Origin of the sequence: Bosea sp. PAMC 26642, from assembly GCF_001562255.1 — a bacterium.
In the GTDB taxonomy this organism is placed as follows: Bacteria; Pseudomonadota; Alphaproteobacteria; order Rhizobiales; family Beijerinckiaceae; genus Allobosea.
The window spans coordinates 4,700,679-4,720,669 of the sequence record NZ_CP014301.1 but is presented as its reverse complement, the minus strand read 5'-3'; the positions used below and the strand labels follow the sequence as shown (position 1 = coordinate 4,720,669).

At 57.9% G+C, this 19,991-nt stretch carries 20 protein-coding genes; 14 read left to right on the top strand and 6 right to left on the bottom strand.

Features of this window, described 5'->3' with window-relative positions:
* Window positions 1–304 precede the first annotated feature (304 nt).
* From AXW83_RS22625 to AXW83_RS22610, 4 genes are all read right to left on the bottom strand, one after another.
* Window positions 305–1,864 (bottom strand): type II and III secretion system protein family protein, encoded by a 1,560-nt coding sequence (locus tag AXW83_RS22625; RefSeq protein ID WP_168166139.1) that lies wholly within the window; start codon window positions 1,862–1,864, stop codon window positions 305–307.
* Between the two features lie 264 nt (window positions 1,865–2,128).
* Window positions 2,129–2,620 (bottom strand): tetratricopeptide repeat protein, encoded by a 492-nt coding sequence (locus AXW83_RS22620; RefSeq protein WP_156640316.1) that lies wholly within the window; start codon window positions 2,618–2,620, stop codon window positions 2,129–2,131.
* Window positions 2,621–2,985: 365 nt separating this feature from the next.
* On the bottom strand, window positions 2,986–3,597 hold the full coding sequence (locus tag AXW83_RS22615) for a hypothetical protein (RefSeq protein ID WP_066617660.1): 612 nt from the start codon (window positions 3,595–3,597) through the stop codon (window positions 2,986–2,988).
* Window positions 3,598–3,663: 66 nt separating this feature from the next.
* A complete protein-coding gene (locus AXW83_RS22610) occupies window positions 3,664–4,149 on the bottom strand; it encodes a hypothetical protein (RefSeq protein ID WP_066617658.1) in 486 nt (161 codons plus the stop codon).
* 161 nt (window positions 4,150–4,310) lie between these two features.
* Here AXW83_RS22610 and AXW83_RS22605 point away from each other — a divergent pair, with 161 nt between their 5' ends.
* From AXW83_RS22605 to AXW83_RS22560, 10 genes are all read left to right on the top strand, one after another.
* Window positions 4,311–4,769: an A24 family peptidase gene (locus tag AXW83_RS22605; RefSeq protein WP_066617652.1), complete on the top strand. Its 459-nt coding sequence runs from the start codon at window positions 4,311–4,313 to the stop codon at window positions 4,767–4,769.
* A gap of 107 nt (window positions 4,770–4,876) precedes the next feature.
* Window positions 4,877–5,062 (top strand): Flp family type IVb pilin, encoded by a 186-nt coding sequence (locus AXW83_RS22600; RefSeq protein WP_066617649.1) that lies wholly within the window; start codon window positions 4,877–4,879, stop codon window positions 5,060–5,062.
* Window positions 5,062–6,051 carry a Flp pilus assembly protein CpaB gene (gene cpaB / locus AXW83_RS22595; RefSeq protein WP_066617646.1) on the top strand — a complete coding sequence of 330 codons (990 nt, stop codon included), beginning with the start codon at window positions 5,062–5,064 and terminating at the stop codon, window positions 6,049–6,051. Before AXW83_RS22600 ends, cpaB begins: the two co-directional genes overlap by 1 nt.
* Window positions 6,052–6,116: 65 nt before the next feature.
* Complete coding sequence (locus AXW83_RS22590; RefSeq protein ID WP_168166138.1) at window positions 6,117–7,352, top strand: CpaE/TadZ family protein; 1,236 nt, start codon at window positions 6,117–6,119, stop codon at window positions 7,350–7,352.
* Window positions 7,349–8,740 (top strand): CpaF family protein, encoded by a 1,392-nt coding sequence (locus tag AXW83_RS22585; RefSeq protein ID WP_066617642.1) that lies wholly within the window; start codon window positions 7,349–7,351, stop codon window positions 8,738–8,740. Before AXW83_RS22590 ends, AXW83_RS22585 begins: the two co-directional genes overlap by 4 nt.
* A gap of 8 nt (window positions 8,741–8,748) precedes the next feature.
* The gene (locus AXW83_RS22580; protein WP_168166137.1) at window positions 8,749–9,693 is read left to right on the top strand and encodes a type II secretion system F family protein; all 945 of its coding nucleotides are present in this window, start codon (window positions 8,749–8,751) and stop codon (window positions 9,691–9,693) included.
* Window positions 9,694–9,696: 3 nt separating this feature from the next.
* Window positions 9,697–10,617, top strand: a complete 921-nt coding sequence (locus tag AXW83_RS22575) for a type II secretion system F family protein (protein ID WP_082767337.1) — start codon at window positions 9,697–9,699, stop codon at window positions 10,615–10,617.
* A gap of 106 nt (window positions 10,618–10,723) precedes the next feature.
* A complete protein-coding gene (locus tag AXW83_RS22570) occupies window positions 10,724–11,107 on the top strand; it encodes a TadE/TadG family type IV pilus assembly protein (RefSeq protein WP_066617633.1) in 384 nt (127 codons plus the stop codon).
* 28 nt (window positions 11,108–11,135) lie between these two features.
* A complete protein-coding gene (locus AXW83_RS22565) occupies window positions 11,136–11,720 on the top strand; it encodes a TadE/TadG family type IV pilus assembly protein (RefSeq protein WP_066617630.1) in 585 nt (194 codons plus the stop codon).
* Window positions 11,721–11,736: 16 nt separating this feature from the next.
* The gene (locus tag AXW83_RS22560) at window positions 11,737–13,275 is read left to right on the top strand and encodes a pilus assembly protein TadG-related protein (RefSeq protein WP_168166136.1); all 1,539 of its coding nucleotides are present in this window, start codon (window positions 11,737–11,739) and stop codon (window positions 13,273–13,275) included.
* Between the two features lie 105 nt (window positions 13,276–13,380).
* Here the strand turns inward: AXW83_RS22560 and AXW83_RS22555 are convergent, their stop codons facing one another.
* Window positions 13,381–14,958: a glucosyltransferase domain-containing protein gene (locus AXW83_RS22555; protein WP_082767333.1), complete on the bottom strand. Its 1,578-nt coding sequence runs from the start codon at window positions 14,956–14,958 to the stop codon at window positions 13,381–13,383.
* A 154-nt stretch (window positions 14,959–15,112) separates the two neighbouring features.
* Between AXW83_RS22555 and rffA the strand changes: the two genes are divergently transcribed.
* The 3 genes from rffA to AXW83_RS22540 all read left to right on the top strand — a co-directional run bounded on the left by rffA (window position 15,113) and on the right by AXW83_RS22540 (window position 17,938).
* Window positions 15,113–16,243, top strand: coding sequence for a dTDP-4-amino-4,6-dideoxygalactose transaminase (gene rffA / locus AXW83_RS22550; RefSeq protein WP_066617624.1), 1,131 nt, complete (start codon window positions 15,113–15,115; stop codon window positions 16,241–16,243).
* Between the two features lies 1 nt (window position 16,244).
* The gene (locus tag AXW83_RS22545) at window positions 16,245–17,303 is read left to right on the top strand and encodes a glycosyltransferase family 2 protein (RefSeq protein ID WP_156640313.1); all 1,059 of its coding nucleotides are present in this window, start codon (window positions 16,245–16,247) and stop codon (window positions 17,301–17,303) included.
* Between the two features lie 269 nt (window positions 17,304–17,572).
* A complete protein-coding gene (locus AXW83_RS22540) occupies window positions 17,573–17,938 on the top strand; it encodes a GtrA family protein (protein WP_066617611.1) in 366 nt (121 codons plus the stop codon).
* Here AXW83_RS22540 and AXW83_RS26790 read toward each other — a convergent pair.
* Window positions 17,933–18,643, bottom strand: a complete 711-nt coding sequence (locus AXW83_RS26790) for a NeuD/PglB/VioB family sugar acetyltransferase (RefSeq protein ID WP_156640310.1) — start codon at window positions 18,641–18,643, stop codon at window positions 17,933–17,935. The genes AXW83_RS22540 and AXW83_RS26790 overlap by 6 nt on opposite strands.
* Window positions 18,644–18,985: 342 nt before the next feature.
* On the opposite strand from AXW83_RS26790, the gene AXW83_RS26785 reads away from it, so the two are divergent.
* A protein-coding gene (locus AXW83_RS26785) for an IS630 family transposase (protein WP_442855258.1) occupies window positions 18,986–19,917 on the top strand; the annotation gives its coding sequence in 2 pieces (ribosomal slippage) (window positions 18,986–19,309 and window positions 19,312–19,917; 930 coding nt in all).
* The last annotated feature ends 74 nt before the right edge of the window (window positions 19,918–19,991 follow it).

The following is a 19,991-nucleotide window of genomic DNA, read 5'->3' as shown; positions in this document are numbered from 1 at the left end:
GGTCAAGGTGTTCGGGCCGGGGCCGCTGCAGCGCCCGACGAACCCGTTTGCGTCGAAGACGACACTGTATCGGTTCCGGCTCGGGGATTGCGATACCGCTCCATGGCTCTCTGCAGACGGTCACCATCGGTCGTTGAATGAACAAAGCGGGCATGAGCCGGCCAAGGATCGATCTGATGCGTGACGATGTTGGTCTGAACGGCTTCGCCCGTCCCCGACATCACCGTGTCGCGCCGATCGAGATACTCGGCACACCCGCCAAGGCCGACCGCGGACGCGGCAATAAGCCCGGCGAGGCGCAAATTCAGCATGGGCGCGGAGAGCAGGACTTCGTACCGGAAAGGCCGGGAGCGCCCGGCAAAAGATGACCGTGCGGACCAATACGTGTCCCGTTCGCGGAGACGAATTCGCGCATGTTTCGCCGAAGTTCCATTTGTCCGTTAACGAAAAGATCCACGTCATTGGCTGGCACGGTCTGATCGAGAGGCGTTGCGAGCAATTGGCCAGGCCGGGCAGGTTTTACGAGATGTGGTGTCACGATCACGACAAGCTCGGTTTCGCGCTCCTGAAATTGAGTGCTGCGAAACAGCGCCCCCAAAACCGGTATCGAGCCGAGCCAAGGGAACTGGTCGATGCTGCGGTTCGACTGCACCTGCAAGAGGCCGGCGATGGCGAAGCTCTGCCCGTCCTGCAATTCCACGTTGGTTCTGGCACGTCGCTTTGTGAGGCCGGGCACAGAAATGCCGCCACCGACCGCCACCGCGAGAGATGCATCGATATCGCTGACTTCCGGTTCGAGCTGCAAATGAATCCGGCCATTGGCAAGCACGGTCGGCGTGAAAGCCAGCTTGACGCCAAATTCCTTGTACGAAACCGTAATCTGCGGAGCGCCACTGGTCGTCTGACCAGCGATCGGGATCGGAATTTCGCCGCCTGCGAGGAATTCCGCCTTGTCGCCCGACATGGCAATGAGATTGGGCTCCGCAAGCCGTCTGACCAGGCCCTTGTTCTCCAGCGCGCTGATAAAGACATCGAGTTGGTTTGCCGCGCCCGAGAAGCGCTGCACGATCGTCGCGAAGGGGATGCCACCATTGGTCGCGGCATCGACCGCGCTGCCCACAACGGCCGAAAGCGGGATGCTGCCGCTCGACCCGACCGGCGCGCCGTCCGAACTGCTGACCTGGCTGGATCGACCGAACGCTCCGACGGCACCTATGCGGTTGCGGCCGGCATATTCGAAACGCACCCCGAGCTCGCGGCCCGCAGTGCGATTTACCTCAACGAAACGGACTTTCAGCATCACCTGCTGCGGCGACTTGACCAGCGAGAGGTTAAGAGTGCCGGGCGGTGCGACCTGCAGCGCGCGATCGACGCTGGGAGCGTCCCGGGCGACTCCGGTCAAGACCGTGCGCTCGCCTTGACTGCGGACCTTCAAGCCCGTGTTGCCTGTGCTTTCACGAATCTGCGACTCGATCGCAGCTACGTCCGGCCGAACCTCGACATCCACGATACCGACCAGCTTCTTCTCCGCGTCATAGAGGGAGACGTTCGTGGTGCCGACCTTCTTGCCGAGAAGATACAAGGTGCGGTCGCTCACGGGAACGACGTCGGCGATGTCGGTCGAACCGACCAGGACATCAACGACGGGGGCAGGAAGCCTGATCGTCTGGGACTTGTTGACTGTCAGCGCGGCTCTGCTGAGGACGGCGTTACCCCCGGTGCGCACCAACTGGCGCACCTGCGTCTGTGCCGACGTCTCGAAGGATGCGCCGACCGCGCTCCAGGCCGCGACTGCCAGAACCAGGCAAAATACCCTGTTACAGCTTTGCCTCGTCGCGGCCCGGTCGGCCCTGGATTTACGCATGATCAAAAACGGTCCTGACATCGGCCTCATCATTTAGGTAGCAGTTGAACCGGCAACGCACCATGCGGGATTCAGTTGCGTGCACCCGAAAGACGACAGGCGCGCCTTCTCCGAGGCGATCACGGCTGGCATCGGCAGGCGTCACTAGGGAACAGGCCAGACCCGACATGCTGCCGTCTCGAACAGATCTGGTCGGTCGTGTCGCTTGTAATACGGTGCTTCAACAGTTGGCGATCAAGCCCTCGGCTAGCGAGCGACATTCGCCTAAAGCGGCGTGCCTCGGACGTTGCGCTGCCCGAGCTTGAGAAGACGAATGTTGTTGGCGATAACCAGATTTTTGGGGTCCAATGTGAGAGCTTTCGTGAACTGGATTTGCGCTGCGGCTCCGTTGCCCCTCAGCAAATAGGAATAGCCGAGATTATTGATCAATTCGAGGGTTTCGCCGCCTGTGCGGGCTGCCTGCTCATAGGCGCGATCGGCCAGATCGAAGCGCCCGAGATTGTCGTAGGCCGCCGCCAATCCCATCCAGGATACCGTATCCTCGCTGTTTTTTTCGACGGCATCGCGGAATTGCCGTTCTGCCATGGCGTAGTCGCTATTGGCAAGATGCGCACGGCCCAAGCCACCGGGGTCATTCGAAGCCGTCAATGCGGAGTCAACCGACGATGTCTCGGTTGAAGCGACGTCACCGCCCGCCGTGCTCTGACAGCCGCCCATGGCAATGCCGATCCAAAACACGGCCAGCCCAACGCGCATCAAAACCCTGCTCCCGTGCCGTGCGCACCACACAGGCACGAACCGAAGATCGGCACCCTCGTCCGGCGCTGAACAATGACGCTACTCATACGCATTCATGGCGCAGAAGCGCAACGTGACGATCGAATGCGGTTGTTTAGGGGCGGTCTTTCCCGTCGCCTTCTCACCAATGTCCCCAACCCTGTCGCCACTAGCTTATTGAACCGTACGCGTAACCGGTCGAGCGAGCGGTTATCCCGTCGCGAGGCGGTTTGGACCGAGGCAATCGACGCGTAGATCGCGCATAGCGCGATCGGCTTGCATCGACTTGTGACATCAAGTTGGCCTTGCGACGGGCACGTCGGATACACCGATCATGACCCAGTTCAAGGAACAGCGGATCGACAGGCCAAGGTGAAATTATCCAACGCGGTGCTATCGTTGTCAGTGAACGTCATGGACAGGATAAAAGGAGCCAACTGTCGGAAACCGATCGCGCCTGGGCCGGCATGAGCCAGCATATCCAGGGCCGCGGGCTTTTTCCGAAGCATTTCGGCCAAGTGCAACACCACGCTGGCTTTTCCGGTTTCAGTTTCAAGGAACGTCAGCGAACGTCTCTGCTCTGTGGCAAATGTTGCCAGAAGCGGCGATCCTCCTGGAGCGGGCCTTCCAACCGGCCTGATCAAGACACTGCGTGTGGCGTTTCCGTCACTGAATACGACCTGAGGTAACACGATGTTGATCCGACGCTGCGCGCCGGCGCAGGAAAGCAGAAGCAAGCCGAGCCCCCGCTTGGCTGGAACCGACACGGTTGTCCGCAGGACGACAACCTCGCCCTCGAATCGTTCCAATTGCCAGCCTCCTATGCCGACGATCAACCTTGTGTCAGAAATGGCGCTGGCGGGCCCGGCGAGAGACATCACCGCCGTCAACGTGCGAAGAATTCCCCTCGACGACTGGCGAAGTGTCTCCGACGCCTTTGTCAGCACGGCGTTCAAGAGCTTTTGTCAACCCTGGACTGCGCGGAAGGCTTTAGATGAGCGGCAAACGGGACCTCAATGCGATCAGTTTGCCTTCCGGTCGAAAATTTCGAGAAAATAGGCTGCATGGCTTGTCGCGGCCGCGCCGAACGAGGCAAGAACGATGATGCTCGTGATCGACACGGAATCCAGCCGAATAGCAATCCAGAATAAGGAAGCCGTCTGCTGATCATGAGATCTGTCGGTCGCGGCAAGTGACAGAGCGAAGGCAAAATAGAAACTCAAATTTGCAGCGATTGCAATAACCAGACGCCATCGCGCCAGGCGAGCAATGCAGACGATCGCCAGAAAAATCAGTGCACCCCCGAGCGACGCAGGCCCGAACAAGAAACGCAGCGGCGAAGGTTCAGAGCGCGCTTGTTCGAAAACATGAAAGACCTCAAGGTTGAGATACCACGCCAGCGGCAGTCTTGGATACGCTGAAAGCAGGCTGGTCGCCGCCTCCGCGGCTATGAATGCGGCAATGACGATCGCCGATCCGAGAGTCTGGACGTTCAGGGAGCGGTTCATGATCCAGCGTAGAACGGCGAGCTTAACGCCTCCTTTCTCGGCTGTGTCGATATGCGCTCGAATCCTAATGAGCTTGCATTAAAGCACCAGATTGGAACGTTTCATTCAGCGCAGGTGCAAATTTACTGGCTTCAGTAAAGGCGTCAGGTAGGAAAATTTCAGTGCTGCACTCCGGCTTAAATTTAGCATTGATCTTTATGTTAACACTTATTGCGATTGATGACCTTAAGCATTACAGAATCAAAAATAAAAATGTAATAATTTGCTTGATAATTGTGCTATTTAAATTCTTTGATTCATATAATTTGATCAATTGGCTAAATAATTTGATTTTTGCAGCGGTTCTGTTTCCTTTTTTGATCTTGTCTTACGCGAAAAACGCCATGGGCGGAGGCGATGTCAAGCTGATAGCCGTGGCACTGCTGTCCACTGGCCCTCAGCACGCGCTGACATTCGCCATCGTACTTTTCCTCTGCATCCTGCTCTACTGGGGCGCAGTCAAGCTCGACTTCGCGCCTTCGCGATCGATCGGCAGGAGAAGGAAAATACCGTTTGGCCCCGGCATCGCAGGGGCGTGGATCGTCACAATCATTGCATCTGCCGGGCCTTGGCTCGCGTAGCACCTCAAGTGGTGTATGAATCGTAAACGCGACTGACTGCGGATTGAACTTCTCGGTGTCAGCCGTGTTTACCTCTGGCAAACAATAAATTGGCGACGGAGAGCGACATGCGACAGGTTTTGCGACGTTTTTGGAAGGCTGAAGACGGTGCCGCGATGGTGGAATATGCTCTGCTCGTCGCGCTGATTGCCTTAGTGGCAATCGTCGGCGTGACTGCTACCGGCACGAGCATCAACGCCCAGTTCACCAAGATCAGCTGCAAAATCGCAAATCCGACGGGGGATTGCTCTTAGTGAGATCGAGTTCGGTCATATCTCTGGGCGTTGCGCTGCTATTTGGCGCTATTGCCGTTTTGCTGGCCCGCGGGTTGATCCAAGCCGATAAGGCGCCTGTCGCATCAGGCGGCATGATCGTGGTTGCGTCTCAAGCCGTCGCCTTCGGAAGCCCATTGACGGCTGAGAATCTGCGCGAAATTCGGTGGACCGGGGATGCGCGTATCGAGGGCGCGTTTGCGTCAATCGCTGAAATCAACAACGAGGGTCGCCGCCTCGCGCTGACGGGTTTCCAGCGAAACGAACCGATTCTCGCGTCGAAGATCACGGCGCCCAATCAAAGGGCTACGTTGTCGACACAGATCGACGAAGGAATGCGCGCCGTTTCAGTGCGCGTGGATGAGGTACGCGGCGTAGCCGGATTCGTGCTGCCCGGTGATCGTGTAGACGTCATTCTGACGCGAGGCGAAACCACGGGGCAGGACGTGACGGCAGCCTATGCGGATGTCCTGCTGCAGAATGCCAAGGTCCTCGCGATCGACCAATCCGCGTATGAGCGTCCGGACAAGCCCACCATCGCCAGAGCTGTCACGTTAGAGCTGAACGTGCAGCAGGCGCAGTCGGTCATCCTTGCTCAAGGGATCGGGCGGCTATCTCTCGTATTGCGGCAGACAGGCCAAACCGATGACAAGCCTTCCGTGCGCGTGACGGCAACCGATATCGGAAGCGCCGCTTCGATGGCGCGGCCGTCGGTTGAGACCGAAAGGCAAATCACCGAACTGAAGAAACTCGCCGAGCAGGCAAATGCTCGCGCTGATGAAAGTGTCCGGAAAAGCGCGGAAATCGAGGGCGCGCTGCGTACGGAGATTGAAAATCTGCGTCAGGCACCGGTTCCTACGCCTCAAATCGCCGCGGCTCCTCTTCCCCCCGCTCCAAAAACGGAGTCGGTAGTGAATGTCACCCGTAATGCCGCTAAACGCGAACAGTATACGGTCTTGACGGAGCGATAGAAGGATTTGGGCAGGTGGTCTTGGGTCCGGCAATTAGTTAGTTCTCGGTGCCAAAATTTAAGACGTTGGGCTCGAAAGCCGTCAGGCGCGGAGATGGTTGGGGGCGGATCGAAGTGCAGTGTTTCATTGTTGCCCCGGAAGCGGACGATGCAAAGGTTGCCGGCTTAGCCAAACTCGCGGCTCATTTCGGTCTTGCCGTTTCGGTCGTGCCGAATCTTGAAAATCTAGGTGGCCAGCAAGGTTACCGAGAGGCCGATAAGGCTTTGGTGGTCGTTCCAGATCTCCGCTCGGATGGCGCGCTCGCAGAGGCCTCGATCCGATTCGCGCAGGCTGAACACGCGCGGTCCTATCTGATTTACGTCAGCGATATCATCGCGCCAGTGGTTTACAAACGCCTTTTGCGTACCCGCGCCGCGGAATGGAGCAAGTGGGACGAACTGGCCCAGGAGTTCGGCGACGTCCTTCAGCGGCTCGCCGGGATCGGGCCGGCGCCGCGTGCGGCGAAAGTCGTCGCATTTCTGCCAAGCAAGGGCGGAGTCGGAACCAGCCTGCTTGTGATCGAGACCGCGATCAACTTGACGTTGCAGAACAAACGCGGTGGTTTCCGCGTTGCCGTTCTTGATCTGAACTTCGACGGCGGCACTCTAGCCGACGCTCTCGACCTGCAACCGCAATTCGATCTTCGCGAACTGACGGGGCGTCCGGATCGGCTGGATAACCAGCTAATTGAGATATTCGCCAGCCGATATTCCGACCGGCTGGACGTCTTTGCGAGTCCGCTCAGCCGCAAGACTCTGGAGCAGCCCAACCACGAAATGATCTTCGCGGTCCTCGATCTTATTGCCGACCGCTATGATCTGCTCCTTCTAGATATTCCGCATCAGAGCCTACCCTGGATCGACAATCTCCTGCTTGGCTCGGATGCGATCGTCGTTTGCGGGACCGGCACGGTGCCGGCTCTAAGGCAACTCGATGCCAAACTCGCGCATCTTGACGATTTATTGATCGGCGCCGCCAAGATCGGCATCGTTGTCAATCATTGTCAATCCAATCTGTTCGGCCGTATCGCGCGGCGCGCGGATATCGAGAGCGCCCTACACCGAAGGCAGATCTTCTGCGTCCGGTCCGATGATGGCGCGGTGCAGGAGGCGATGAATGCAGGTCGGCCTCTAACGGAACTTTCACCTGGAAACCGCGTCGTGAAGGATGTGCGGGTTTTGGCGCAATGGGTCGAAGAGACGGTGGGTGCGCCCCGGACGGACAACAAGAGCAACGACGCAAAGCGAGGGAAGCGGGGATGAAGCCGTGGAATGGAGACCGCTGGCGCACGGCGAGCTTGCGGTTGCATAGTGATGTCGCAGAGCCCGTCTCCGACGGCCTGCCTCCCGCGCCTCCACATCAAGAACCAAAGGTTTCGCGGCCGGCGCTGATCGATGAGAAGGTCAAGCTTCATGCCCAGATCATCGACGAATTTAACCTATCTCTCATGGAGAAGATTTCCGCCGAGGATTTTGCCCGTCAGGTTAAGAAATTCGTCGCAGACTACGCGCTCCGCGAGCGTTTGGCGCTCAATCAAAAGGAACTCGAGTCGTTTGCCGAAGATGTCCTTGATGAGATGATCGGGTTGGGGCCGATCGAACCGTTGCTCAAGGACCCGACGGTCAGTGACATTCTCATCAACGCCCATAGCGCGGTTTATGTCGAACGTAACGGGCAGCTCGAAGCGACCCCCGTGCGCTTCAAGGACGAGGCTCATCTTATCCGCATCATCAACAAGATGGTCGCCGGTGTCGGCCGGCGCGTCGACGAATCCTCTCCGATGGTCGATGCACGTTTGGCCGACGGGTCACGGATTAATGTCGCAATCAGACCGGTCGCGGTCGACGGCCCATTGGTATCGATCAGGAAATTTGCGAAACGTCCATTCTCGATGGAGCGGTTGATCGAAGGGGGCGCGCTGAAAGCTCCGATAGCCGATGTTCTCAAAGCGGCGGTAAGTGGTCGGATCTCGCTGGTTGTCTCTGGTGGAACCGGGTCGGGTAAAACCACGATCCTGAATGCTTTGTCGTCATACATCTCGCCGAAGGAACGTCTCATCACCATCGAGGACGCGGCGGAACTGCAATTGCAGCAACCCCATGTCGCGCGGCTGGAGACGAGACCGCCGAGCGTCGAGGGTAAGGGCGAGATCAGGCAGCGCGAACTCTTGAAGAATGCCCTGCGTATGCGGCCGGACCGGATCATCCTTGGCGAGTGCCGCGGTGAAGAGGCTTTCGATATGCTTCAGGCGATGAACACCGGCCATGAAGGCTCGATGACGACGGTCCACGCGAACACACCGCGCGACGCCTTAAGTCGGATCGAACAAATGATCGGCATGGCGGGCACGCCGATGTCGGTCAGTTCCATCCGCAGCCAGATAGCCTCGGCCATCCAGCTCGTGGTTCAACTTGAACGACTGCCCGATGGTCAACGACGCGTGACGAGCGTCGCCGAAGTCACGGGGATGGAAGGGGATATCATTCAAATGCAGGAAATCTTTAAATTCGTGCGGCAGGGGCTCGATGCCCAAGGTAAAATTGACGGCTCTTTCCGGGCCACCGGTGTGCGCCCTGCTTTCCTGCAGGAACTGAAGGGACTGGGTATCGATTTGCCTGCCCAGCATTTCGACCCGACGGTCACTCTATGAACGCGGCCATGTCCGAACCCTGGCTCATATATACTTTGATTTTTGCCATCGTTTTTATCGGCGCCCAACTGGCTCAATCTGCAATTCGACATATCCTTCAGCAGGATCGCCGCACAGCGAAGCGCTTCGCGGCCCTCGATAAGGTGGCGCGAGCGCTGCCTGATATCGACGTTCTTCGCAAAAAGGATTCCGGTGCCTTGGGTTCTGTGCTGATCTCTCGCTTGCGCCTATTGATCGTCCAATCCGGCACGCAGATTGCGGTCGTCCGCGTCTTACTGATTGCCGCTGGCCTGTGGCTGCTGTTGCTCGTGATCGCGCCTTTGCCCTGGAGCCTGTTCAATAGAGCCCTGTCGACCTTTCTGGCGGCCGGCAGTCTTGTCTATGGCTATCTGTCGCTCAAGCGGTCGCGCCGAATTGCCCGCTTTGGTGAACAGCTTCCCGATATCATCGATGTCATCGTGCGCAGCCTGAGGGCGGGACATCCGCTGCCGGTTTCCCTGTCGCTTGTGGCGCGCGAAATGCCTGCGCCCGCCGGGCCCGAGTTTGCCGTGGTCGTCGACGAGATCACCTACGGACGCGACATCTCCGGCGCTCTCGGACAGCTCGAACAGCGCGTCGGCTATCCAGAAATGCGCTTCCTCGTGGCTTCGATTACCATCGCACAGCAAACGGGCGGCAACCTCGCGGAGGTTCTCGCGCGCCTGGCGAGAATGTTGCGAGAGCGCTTTCGTCTCAAGCGCAAGGTTTTGGCTCTGTCGGCCGAAGGCCGTTTTAGCGGATATGCGCTGACCTCGCTCCCGGTGGGGCTTTTTGGCCTAATTCATCTTGTCAGTTCGACATATTATCTCGAGTTTTGGGCCAGCCCGGTTAGCTCGACCATCTTGCAGATCGCTGGTGCGCTGCTGTTGATCGGCAATGTCGTGATCTACAAGATGGTCCACTTCAAGGTGTAAAGGATGCCAGAGACCTTCGTGCAGATAGTTGTTCTGGCCCTCGTGTTCGGGTGCGTTGCGCTATTGTCCCACGGCGTTGTCAACGGGTTGGCGCGCAGAAGTCGGCAACGCCGGCGCTTTGGCGCCGTCGCCATGGCAACGGCGTCGTCAACCGTGCCTCGTGGAGCCGCCTCGCGACGCCTGACGGCTGTGGATCCGGGCAGCCTTGGCGTCGATGCGAATGCTCAGCGAAAACTCAGAAAAGATCTTATTCGCGCTGGCTATTTCAATGCGGATGCGGTCTCGATCTTCACGATTGTTCGATGGGTGCTTTTGGTTGCGCTTCCAGCGACAGGCGCGGTTTTCATCGCGATCTTCGCCGCGCATTGGGAAACGACGCCGAAAGTGGCATCGGCGGCGATCCTGTTCATCCTGGCCTACTATCTGCCGCGAGCCTTCGTAAGCCGTCGACAGCGCCTGTTGCAGGATCGATATCGTATCGTCTTTCCCGATTTTCTCGACATGCTGGTCGTTTGCGTCAATGCAGGATTAAGTTTGGATGCGGCTCTCGACCGCGTCACACGAGAACTTGGATCAGATGCTGCGGAACTGCGGGCCAATCTCGATTTGATGGCTGGAGAAATGCGTGCGGGCAAAAGTACGGTCGAAGCCTTGAAGGACTGTGCAGAGCGGCTAGGGCTGGCTGAAGCGCGCGCATTGGCAACCTTGCTGCAGCAATCGATTGAGTTAGGCACGGACATCGCGGTCGCGCTGACGACGTTTTCCGATGAGATGCGCGACAAAAGAATGGCACGCGCGGAGGAAAAGGCGGCGGCTTTGCCGCCGAAACTGACCTTTCCGCTTGCTGCTTTCATTTTTCCGGTGGTGCTCATGGTCATTCTGACGCCTGTCGTCCTGAAGATCATGAAAGCATCTGCCAACTAAATGATCGGCGCCAGGACAGGGGAAGGCCTTGCCAAACAGGAAACCGCTTCGCAGCCGCCTGCATTCAGTATCGAGGTTCACCTCGTGCGAATCTGGAACCGCCATCTTGGAGTTTGCTCTCCTGCTCCCTGTTCTCGTTGTTCTTTGCGCTGGCGGCGTTGAGTTGGGGCGGGCTTTGTTCATCCATGCCGCAATCGAGACCGCTGTGCGAGGCGGTGCCCGCCTGTTGGCGCTGGTGCCCGATCCCACCTGCTCGCCGACATGCTCTTGGGGCGCCATGGATGCGATCGCCGTTGCTCGCGACGAAATCATGAGCAATACGAAGCTCCCCGGCAGCGCGGTGACGGTCATGCCGGTTCGCACGCTGGTATCGGGCACGGTCGCGTTGCGCGCGGATGTGAAGGTCAACTTCGATCTCCTAGCGATCCTGGGCATCGAGCCATCTTTGACGTTGTCTGCCACTCATCAGGAACAAGCGATTGAGGATTAGAACCCGTTTGGACGATAGCGGTGCGGCTTTGATCGAGGCCGCGCTTGTCTTACCGGTTCTCCTTGTTTTGATTTTCGGCGCTGCCGACCTGGCGCTGTTTCTATGGCAGCAGAATTCCGCTCAGAAGGCTGTCCAGCTGGGCGCGCGGAAGGCTATCGTCTCGATGCCAGTCGCCGATGGTCCAGGCCTCACGCCGGCCGAAAGCACGGCATATTGGAACGACTTGCCGCTCGGCCAGAGATGCGCGCCTGAGCGTGATCGCAAAAGCATCTGTCCGATTTTCACGGTCACCTGCAGCATTCGTGAGCGCTGCATATGCCCGGGCTTCGTGCGCTGCAACTTCCTGCTCGTCGACGCCAGGCTGGCGCCTATCCGCGAGGCCATGCGCGCGATCCTTCCGCAACTGCGAGCCGACCAGATCGAGGTGAGCTATGCGATGAACTATCTGGGATATGTCGGGCGGCCGGTTCCCGTGCCGGTCAATGTCCAAGTCAAAATCCTCGATCTCCGCTATGATTTCCTGTTTCTGGGCAACCTTCTCGGCTCCTCGCTGGCGATCGGCGCCTCCGCGACAATGCCGAGCGAAAACATGAGCACCGATGACCGAGATTAGATCTGACGGAGTGCAGGTGGAAACCGTCGAAGATACGGTCAAGTCGGCCGATCAGGGCAGTATTTCGGAAAAGCGGCGGCGCAAAGTCGCGGCGTTTGGCCGGCTTGCCGGCGATGAGCGCGGCTTTACCTTGGTCTTTTTCGCCGTGGCGCTGCCAGCCTTGCTCGGGATCGTCGGGTTGGTGATAGACCTCGGTCGCCTCTACACGCTGGACACGCAGCTGGCTAATGCGGCCGACGCTGCGGCATTGGCCGCGGCAAGACAGCTGGACCGGACCGATGGAGCGCTGCAGAAGGCGAGAGACGCAGCCAAAAGGATGACCAACACACCTTCATTCGGCGCCAATGCCGATCTCGGACTCAGCTTCAGATTTGCAGCCAATCTAGCCGATCTGCGCGATAGCCCGAGCTTTACTCTCGCTGACGTCAACGGCGCCGCTGCGGTCTATGTCGAGGTTACCACATCCCGTCACTCTCTCACCGCGAGCTTCATCCAGTTCGTCGGAGCACAAACGGAATCAATCCGAAGAAAGGCAACGGCGGAATCGCAATACTACGCCTGCGACGTCACGCCCTTGATGATGTGCCAGCGCGACCCGGCGCGCTTCGTCGCCTCCGCCTCGAGTGGTCGGCAGTATCTCTTGAGAAACGCCGCCACAATGGCGGACGGCTCGCTCGTCACCTTCGACGCACCGGGTGACGGCAATGGAACGACAACGCCGCAACGACTTGCCTCCAATCGGCCGGCCTTCTGCTATACGAATACGATCAACTATCGCTCGGGCGTCCTCGCCAGACAGTTCGACGACGCGATCAATGTTCGGTTCGACCGCTATGCACAGGCTAACGCTCCGATCGCCCCCGAACTGGCCGCGTTCCCTCCGGCGCCGACCATCATCAAAGGGCAGCGCTATCAGAGTTGCATGTCGCCACCGAACGCGGCCGAGATCAATCCACCCTACCATCTCCCGCGGGATTCGGCGTTTCGGAGAATCGATGAAACGGCGCGTTATGATGACGGGTCAGGCGACTGGAGATCGACGCTCGCCTATGGTGGATCGGGTGCGAACGTGGCGTCCGCGCTCGACGAGTACATTCTCTGGAACCATGGCGACAAATCGCCGGTCTTCCAAGGCAGCCTACGTTCGTCTTCAACTAGGTATGAAATCTATCTCAAAGAGCTTGGTCTGAGCAACGCGACCGAGACGACGCCGGTTGTTGCGACGCAGCAGAATGCGCTGGCCGCGACATTGCCGACGGGAGGCCCGACGACCGGCTCATATGGCTCTCTGTCCGAGGCGCCAACACAGAGATGCTATGCTGGACGAGAGCCGGCAAACGAGCCCAGGCGCCGGGTGCTCTATATTGCGATCGTCGATTGCGCTGGTTTTGACCGGAATGCCACGGCGGCCAAGCTGTCGCGCTATGTCGGTAAATTCTTTCTCACCGAACCAGCCAATGCCGGCACCATGCTCGTAGAATTTTTAAATTGGATTACACCATCCGCCGATGACGACAAATTACGTCACATCGTCCAGTTGGTCGAAACCGGCTGATTCGAAGAGTTTCGATGACACACGGCTGCGGATGCGAAGCGTCGTTGTTCCAGCGAGGCAAGTGCAAGTCGATGATCCGAAGGCGCTTGATCGTCACCCGCACCATCACTCTAGTTTCACCAGGCACACAATTCCAACGCTACCGAGCACCGTCACCGACGCGTCCGCCGGGAAATGCGGCGCTGTCTGGCAATATTGCTCGGCGTCAGTGTATTCAGTTGCGGTGGTTTTCTCAAAGCGGTAGCCTGAAGCTTCCTGGATGAGTCCCAGTTTGGACGGGCGAGAAAAAAACGCCGAGACGTTCATGTCACCCGTTGTCGTCACAAGTCGAGCGCTCCTGCGCCAGTCCCCGCCGATGATGGCGAGCGATCGGATATCGACGAAGCGCGGATGCCTTTCCAGGCGGTCGACGATCCGATTCGCCTGCTGGGCATCCCAGTGATTGAGTCGGTGCTGTTCGGAAAGTATGCGATTGGACGAGCCTATGTAAGCAAGGACGAGCACGACGGAGGCGACGCCAAAAAGCGCCTTGGATCGCAGCGACGCGAGATGCCAGCCCACCATGATCAGGCCTGCGGCGAAAGCCGACATCGGCGCCAGCACGCGCGGAACGAGCCAAATAACCTTCCCCACTGCCGATGCCCCCACGGCCCACCCAAGTCCCGCAGCAAGCATGGCCGCACAAAGAATACCGGAGAGCACCAGGCCGTTCCTCAGCATGGGAAAGATCACTAGGATCGTCGAGATGGTCAGCAACACGATCAGGAGAATGGATGCGCCCGCAGGCAGGAGCCCCGGCATAGGCCAAAGCGCAAGCGTCAATGCCGTCCAAACGATGCTGAGCTTGGCTTTTACATCGACCAGGCCCGCGAAATCGGTACGCCCATCAAGCGGCACACCGCTGACGTGTGAGATCAATTTTGCCACAGCCAAATAAACCACAACACTCGCCAGCACCACGATCAACGCCCGGAATTCCGGCCACTGAAAAAATGGCTGTTGGAACGCTGGGAGTTCACGCCGGCTGATCCTGACGACCAACGCGATCAGGCAAAGCGGCAGGACATACGCGATTGTAGTTTGATAGATTGACAAAGCCGCAATCAGCAAAAGTGTCGCAATGCCAATTGAGACCCATTGGTTTGAAGAACGCGCTGCCAGGAATGCCCCTGCTGCCGAGAGGAGCAGGCCTATCATAATGTTAAGCGTGGCATCCGAGAATGTGAAAAACTCTGTGCCAAACGGATGCAGCGTCATGATGGCAAGGAAGATGCTCAATTCACTCCTCGTCGGATTATCAAGTACGAGTTTGGCGAAGAAAATGCCCGCGGCAGCGAAGAACAACACCGCAAGGATGAGCGAGCTGACGCCAATATCCGTGCCATCATAACCAATGAGCCCGCGCAGCCAGAAAATTGCTGCAAGTCCAAAGCGACCTTGTGGTAGCAAAAATTCGGGAGGATTCAATTTTTCTGCAAGATATGCAAATTCGTATCTGTCGAATGAATATAGCGGTGAAAATATAGTTTGCCCTCGTGCAGCAACCGAAAGTAAACTCGCGATAAATAACGTTATACCGTATTTTTGGAGGTTTTCGCGTAACAAATCTATAATTCTTCCGAATTTTGCGGAACTCCATTCGGACGCCCCTCGATTATGGATACCCGTGTTCGAAGGACGCATCTATCGTAATCCTGTTGACTGCACGCTCAGGCGCCGATAGAGCACCACTGCTTGAAGGCGATAGCCCGGAATAGAGATCGCGTGCAATATTCGGGCGCGTGGGGTCGCGCCTGCGACCGACATTCGCGCTCACCGCAGCAACGAGACCGAACGAATGCGTGTGCCATATAATCGCCCAGCGGTAACTGGCCGGGAGATAGATTTCATCCGCGAAGCGCTGGAGACAAGGCATCTATCGGGTGACGGTCCGTTCTCAAAGCGCTGCGAGGCATGGCTCGAAGCGCGGATCGGCGGCACAGCACGGCTCACCCATTCCTGCACGGCGGCGCTCGAGATGGCGGCGATTCTGGCCGATGTCGGACCGGGCGACGAAGTCATCATGCCGTCCTTCACGTTCGTATCGACCGCAAATGCTTTTGTGCTGCGCGGCGCCACGCCCGTTTTTATAGATATCCGTCCAGACACGCTGAACATTGATCCGGCGTTGATCGAGGCTGCGATAACTCCCCGGACCAAGGTCATCGTGGCTGTGCACTATGCCGGTGTCTGCGCCGAGATGGACGCTATCCAGAACATTGCCGACCGCCATGGCCTGATGATCATCGAGGATGCGGCGCAGGCGCTGCTGTCGAGCTATTTTGACCGCCCTGCAGGCTCGCTCAGCACAATCTCTTGTTTCAGCTTCCATGAGACCAAGAATTTGGTGTCAGGCGAAGGCGGCGCGATCCTCATCAACGATCCCAAACTGGTCGAGCGCGCCGACATCATTCGCGAGAAAGGCACCAACCGCACTGCCTTCCGCAAGCGCACCGTCGATAAATACACATGGGTCGATATCGGCTCGTCATATCTCCCCGCCGAGATTATAGCAGCCCATCTATGGGCGCAGTTCGAAGCTGGCGACGATACGACTACGATGCGGATGAATATCTGGAACCGCTACCATCAAGGCTTCCAGTCAGCCGAGCTCAAAGAATGCGTTGTTCGTCCCACCGTGCCGCAGCATTGCAGCCACAACGGGCACATCTACTATCTACTGCTAAAGAGTAAGATTGCGCGAGACGGCCTGATCGTCAGCCTTGCGGAAGACGGAATTCTCGCCCCTTTCCATTATATCCCGCTGCATTCAGCCCCGGCGGGACTTCGATATGGCCGAACTAGCGGTGAACTGGTCCATACGGACGCGACGAGCGATCGCCTGATCCGCCTGCCGTTGTTTCGTGACCTCGGCGACGACCAGGAGATCGTCATCGATCGCGTTCTATCCCATATCGGATCGGCTTGACGTGAGCGATACGCCACGTCCGACCCGGTTGGCCGCGGCGATGGGACCGGTCGCCGATCCATCGGACGTTACGGGCGACCCTTATCTTTCGGTTGTCGTTCCAGTCTATGGCGCGCCGGAGAGTCTTCGGCCGTTGCATGCCCGGGTCCGCGACGTGTGTGCAACGATGGGGGTTACTTATGAGCTCATCCTCGTCGACGACCGCTGTCCGAAAGGCTCCTGGCTTGTTGTCCGGCAACTCGCCGAAGAAGACAGTAGCGTCATCGGCCTTCGTCTCTCCCGGAATTTTGGTCAGCACGCTGCGATCCAGGCAGGCTTGTCTTCCGTTCGCGGGACGTGGATCGTGGTCATGGATTGCGACCTCCAAGACATTCCAGAAGAAATACCGGCCCTGCTTGCCAAGGCCGGCGAAGGCTATGACGTCGTTCGTGGTCGCCGGGCGGTTCGTGCGGATGCCTGGCATCGCCGGGCGGTCTCAAGCGCCTTCTACCGGCTGCTTGGATTTCTCACGGGAACCGAACAGATTGCAGAGGTCGCCAATTTCGGCATCTACCATCGCAGGGTGATCGACACCGTGACGAGCTGGGACGAGGAATTAAAGTATTTCCCGGCTATTATTCAGTGGGTAGGCTTCGCGCGCACCGATCTGAACGTTTCGCATGGCCAACGGCATGAGGGAAAGTCGAGCTATAACTATCATAGCCTGATCAATCTCGCGATGAGCGTCATTGTCGGCTTTTCGGACAGACCTTTAAAACTAGTGATGTCGGCTGGTTTGACGGTTGCGTTCTTGTCTTTGGTTGTTTCGTTCGCGGTCGTCTTGCTCCATTTCGTTGGGGCCGTCAGGGTCGAAGGATGGACGAGTATCATTCTATCGCTCTGGTTCATCGCGGGTTGCCTGGCTTTCGCGTTGGGGCTCACCGGATTGTATGTCGGACGCATCCTCGTCGAGGCTAAAGGCCGTCCGAACTTCATCGTGGACCAAACGATGAACGGCATTAAACTCGGCAACCGGAGCGGTTCCGAGAAAACGTCGTCCGCACGCACAAAAAGCAACTGACTCATGTTTGCGATTGATCTCGGCTCTCACTCCGGCAACCGTAGTTGAGGATTCACTGGTGCTTCGGTGTGCAATCATCCGGTTCCAGCTCAGAGCTAGAGCGCCATTTGGTGCGGCAAAGCGGATGAATTTCGTGTGCGTCCCGCGCTGCGGGCCGGAGGGTGTCTACCGTGCGGTCAAACCGAAATCCGTTTCAAATTACTCGAAGAACACACGATTTCCTATCGAGCCAGCGCTCCCGAAGACTCTACCGCTTTGCGGTGGTAGGCTTGGTTTCCAATGCCAGCCTGTTGTGCGTGTTCATCGTCTTGACGCACATGGGTCTGGGTGCCGTCCCGGCCGCGATGACGGTCTATGGACTTGGCGTCGCCGGGACTTATGCGGCAAACCGATCCTGGTCCTTCAGTTCCGATATCCCGCATCCCGTCGCGGCGTCACGTTACATCCTCGTTCATGCCGTTGGCGCCGGAACGCAGGCCCTGCTTCAGTTCGTTGCTCATAACCTGCTCGGATTCGACGCGGTTCTTATCCAGGCCTTTGGCATGATTGCCGTCGCTGTCTTGAGCTTCGTTCTGCTCGACATCTTCGCTTTTGCAAAAAGCAAGCAAGACGACCGGGGCAATTCGTCATTATGAACGGCCGCCCCTGATGAGAAGCCGCTCGACGATGTTATCATAGACATGACGCGGTCGCTCACTGATCTTTTTTGCAGGAACCCCCGCGACGACGTCATAAGGATCGACGTTTCTCGTGACGACGGCGCCAGCGCCGACAACGGCTCCCTCACCAATTTTGAGATCGGGCAGAATGGTCGCGTTCGTCCCTATGCTAGCAAAATCACTGACCTCGACGCGGCCTGCAACAGCTGCGCTGCCCATTACATGCACGCCTCGACCGATGACGCACTCATGATCGATCGTGCAGTTAGTGTTCAAGATCGTATATTCGCCGATCTTGCTGAATTTGTGAACAACAACGAATGGCATAACATGACATCCCACACCAACCTCCGACGTTGGTTCTATGAAAGCCCTTTCATGAATTAATGAAAGTGGCTTTAGAGCGATTTCACAGAGATACTGTGATGTTTTTAATCTTGCGTATCCATTTTCTCCGCCAATACACACAACAAAGTACTTTATATCATGTGTCAATTCCAATAATTTATCGATACTATTGATCAATACGGCCTTTGTAGAAAAATTCAAACAATCTGCGTCGGCGTCAAATATAAATTCTACTATTCCTATATTTTGCTCTACTATCATCTCGTGAATAATTCGTGCCTTACTTTTACTTCCCCACATCAGAATTTTTTTTGGTTTGGACGTTGTATTCACAGCCAAAACTCCCAGCGCGTTTGGATCATTGGCTGATGTAGATAGGCCAACTCCGCTTCGGATGGAAACCGTCAGCTATCGAAAGCGCCGCTGCGGCTACGCACCTGTCAGCCATGGCATTCGCAGCCAGTCCCGTGCAGGGTGTATGGAAGAAGGTTGCCTTCGCCGAGCTTTCTGCGATTGAGACATTGCGCTCTACTGCGTCGACGAGCAGGCGGCAACCGGGTCCGGCAGCCCGAACTTAGGGCGCTTCCTGCCTCGGTTGAATCGATTGTGATGTGACGTGCGTCTTGCGGGCTGATTCAACGTGCTCGTTGAAGAGGTGGGCGAGGGCACGAGCACCTGAGTGACGATCTTCGCGGGCGCGTTTTGAAGGCTTCGACGGACGGTTTGTCGGCGCGGCAGACGGCAGCGCGGTTCGGGGTGGGGATATCGACGGCGATCCGGTGGATTGCGCGGGCCAGGATCGGCGTGACAACGGCACAGCTGCAGGGTCGGCGACGGGTTTCGCGGCTGGATGCGCATGAGGCCTTCATCGTGGGGCTGATCGATGAGCGCAAGGACATCACGCTGAACGAGATGATGGCTCGCCTGGCTGCCGATAGGGCTGTCGCCATCGGCCACAGCGCACTGAGCGCCTGGCTACGGGCGCATGGCTGGACGTTCAAAAAAAGACCGCCCACGCACTGGAGCAGGATCGCCCCGATGTGCTGAAGCGGCGGCAGGACTGGTTTGAGGCTCAGCCCGATCTCGACCCGGAACGCCTCGTCTTCATCGACCAGACCGGCCTGTCCACCAATATGGCCCGCCTGCGCGGCCGCGCCCTTCGCGGCGAGCGCTGCCGGGCCGGCATCCCGCACGGGCATTGGAAGACGACGACCTTCGTCGGTGGCTTGCGTCTCACGGGCATGACCGCGCCCTTCGTCTACGACGGCGCCATGAACGGCGTGGTCTTCCTTGCCTATGTCGAACAAGTTCTGGTGCCGACGCTGAAGCCTGGCGACATCGTCGTCATGGACAATCTTCCAGCCCATAAGCTGGCCAGCGTCTGCGAGGCGGTCGAAAGGGCCGGCGCCACACTCTCGTTCCTGCCGCCCTACAGTCCCGACTTCAACCCGATGGAGAACGCATTCTCCAAGCTCACGTCGCTCCTGCGCGCCAGAGCCGAAAGGACCATCCCAGCCCTATGGGACGCCATCGGATCGGTCATCGACCTCTTCACACCAGCCGAATGCGCAAACTTCTTCAAAGCCGCAGGATATGATCCAAAATAAACTGGAAACGCTCTAGACGCTGGCCACGGCACGTCCTTTGTCTTAAGGACGTGCGGTATTTGATTTTAAGGTCG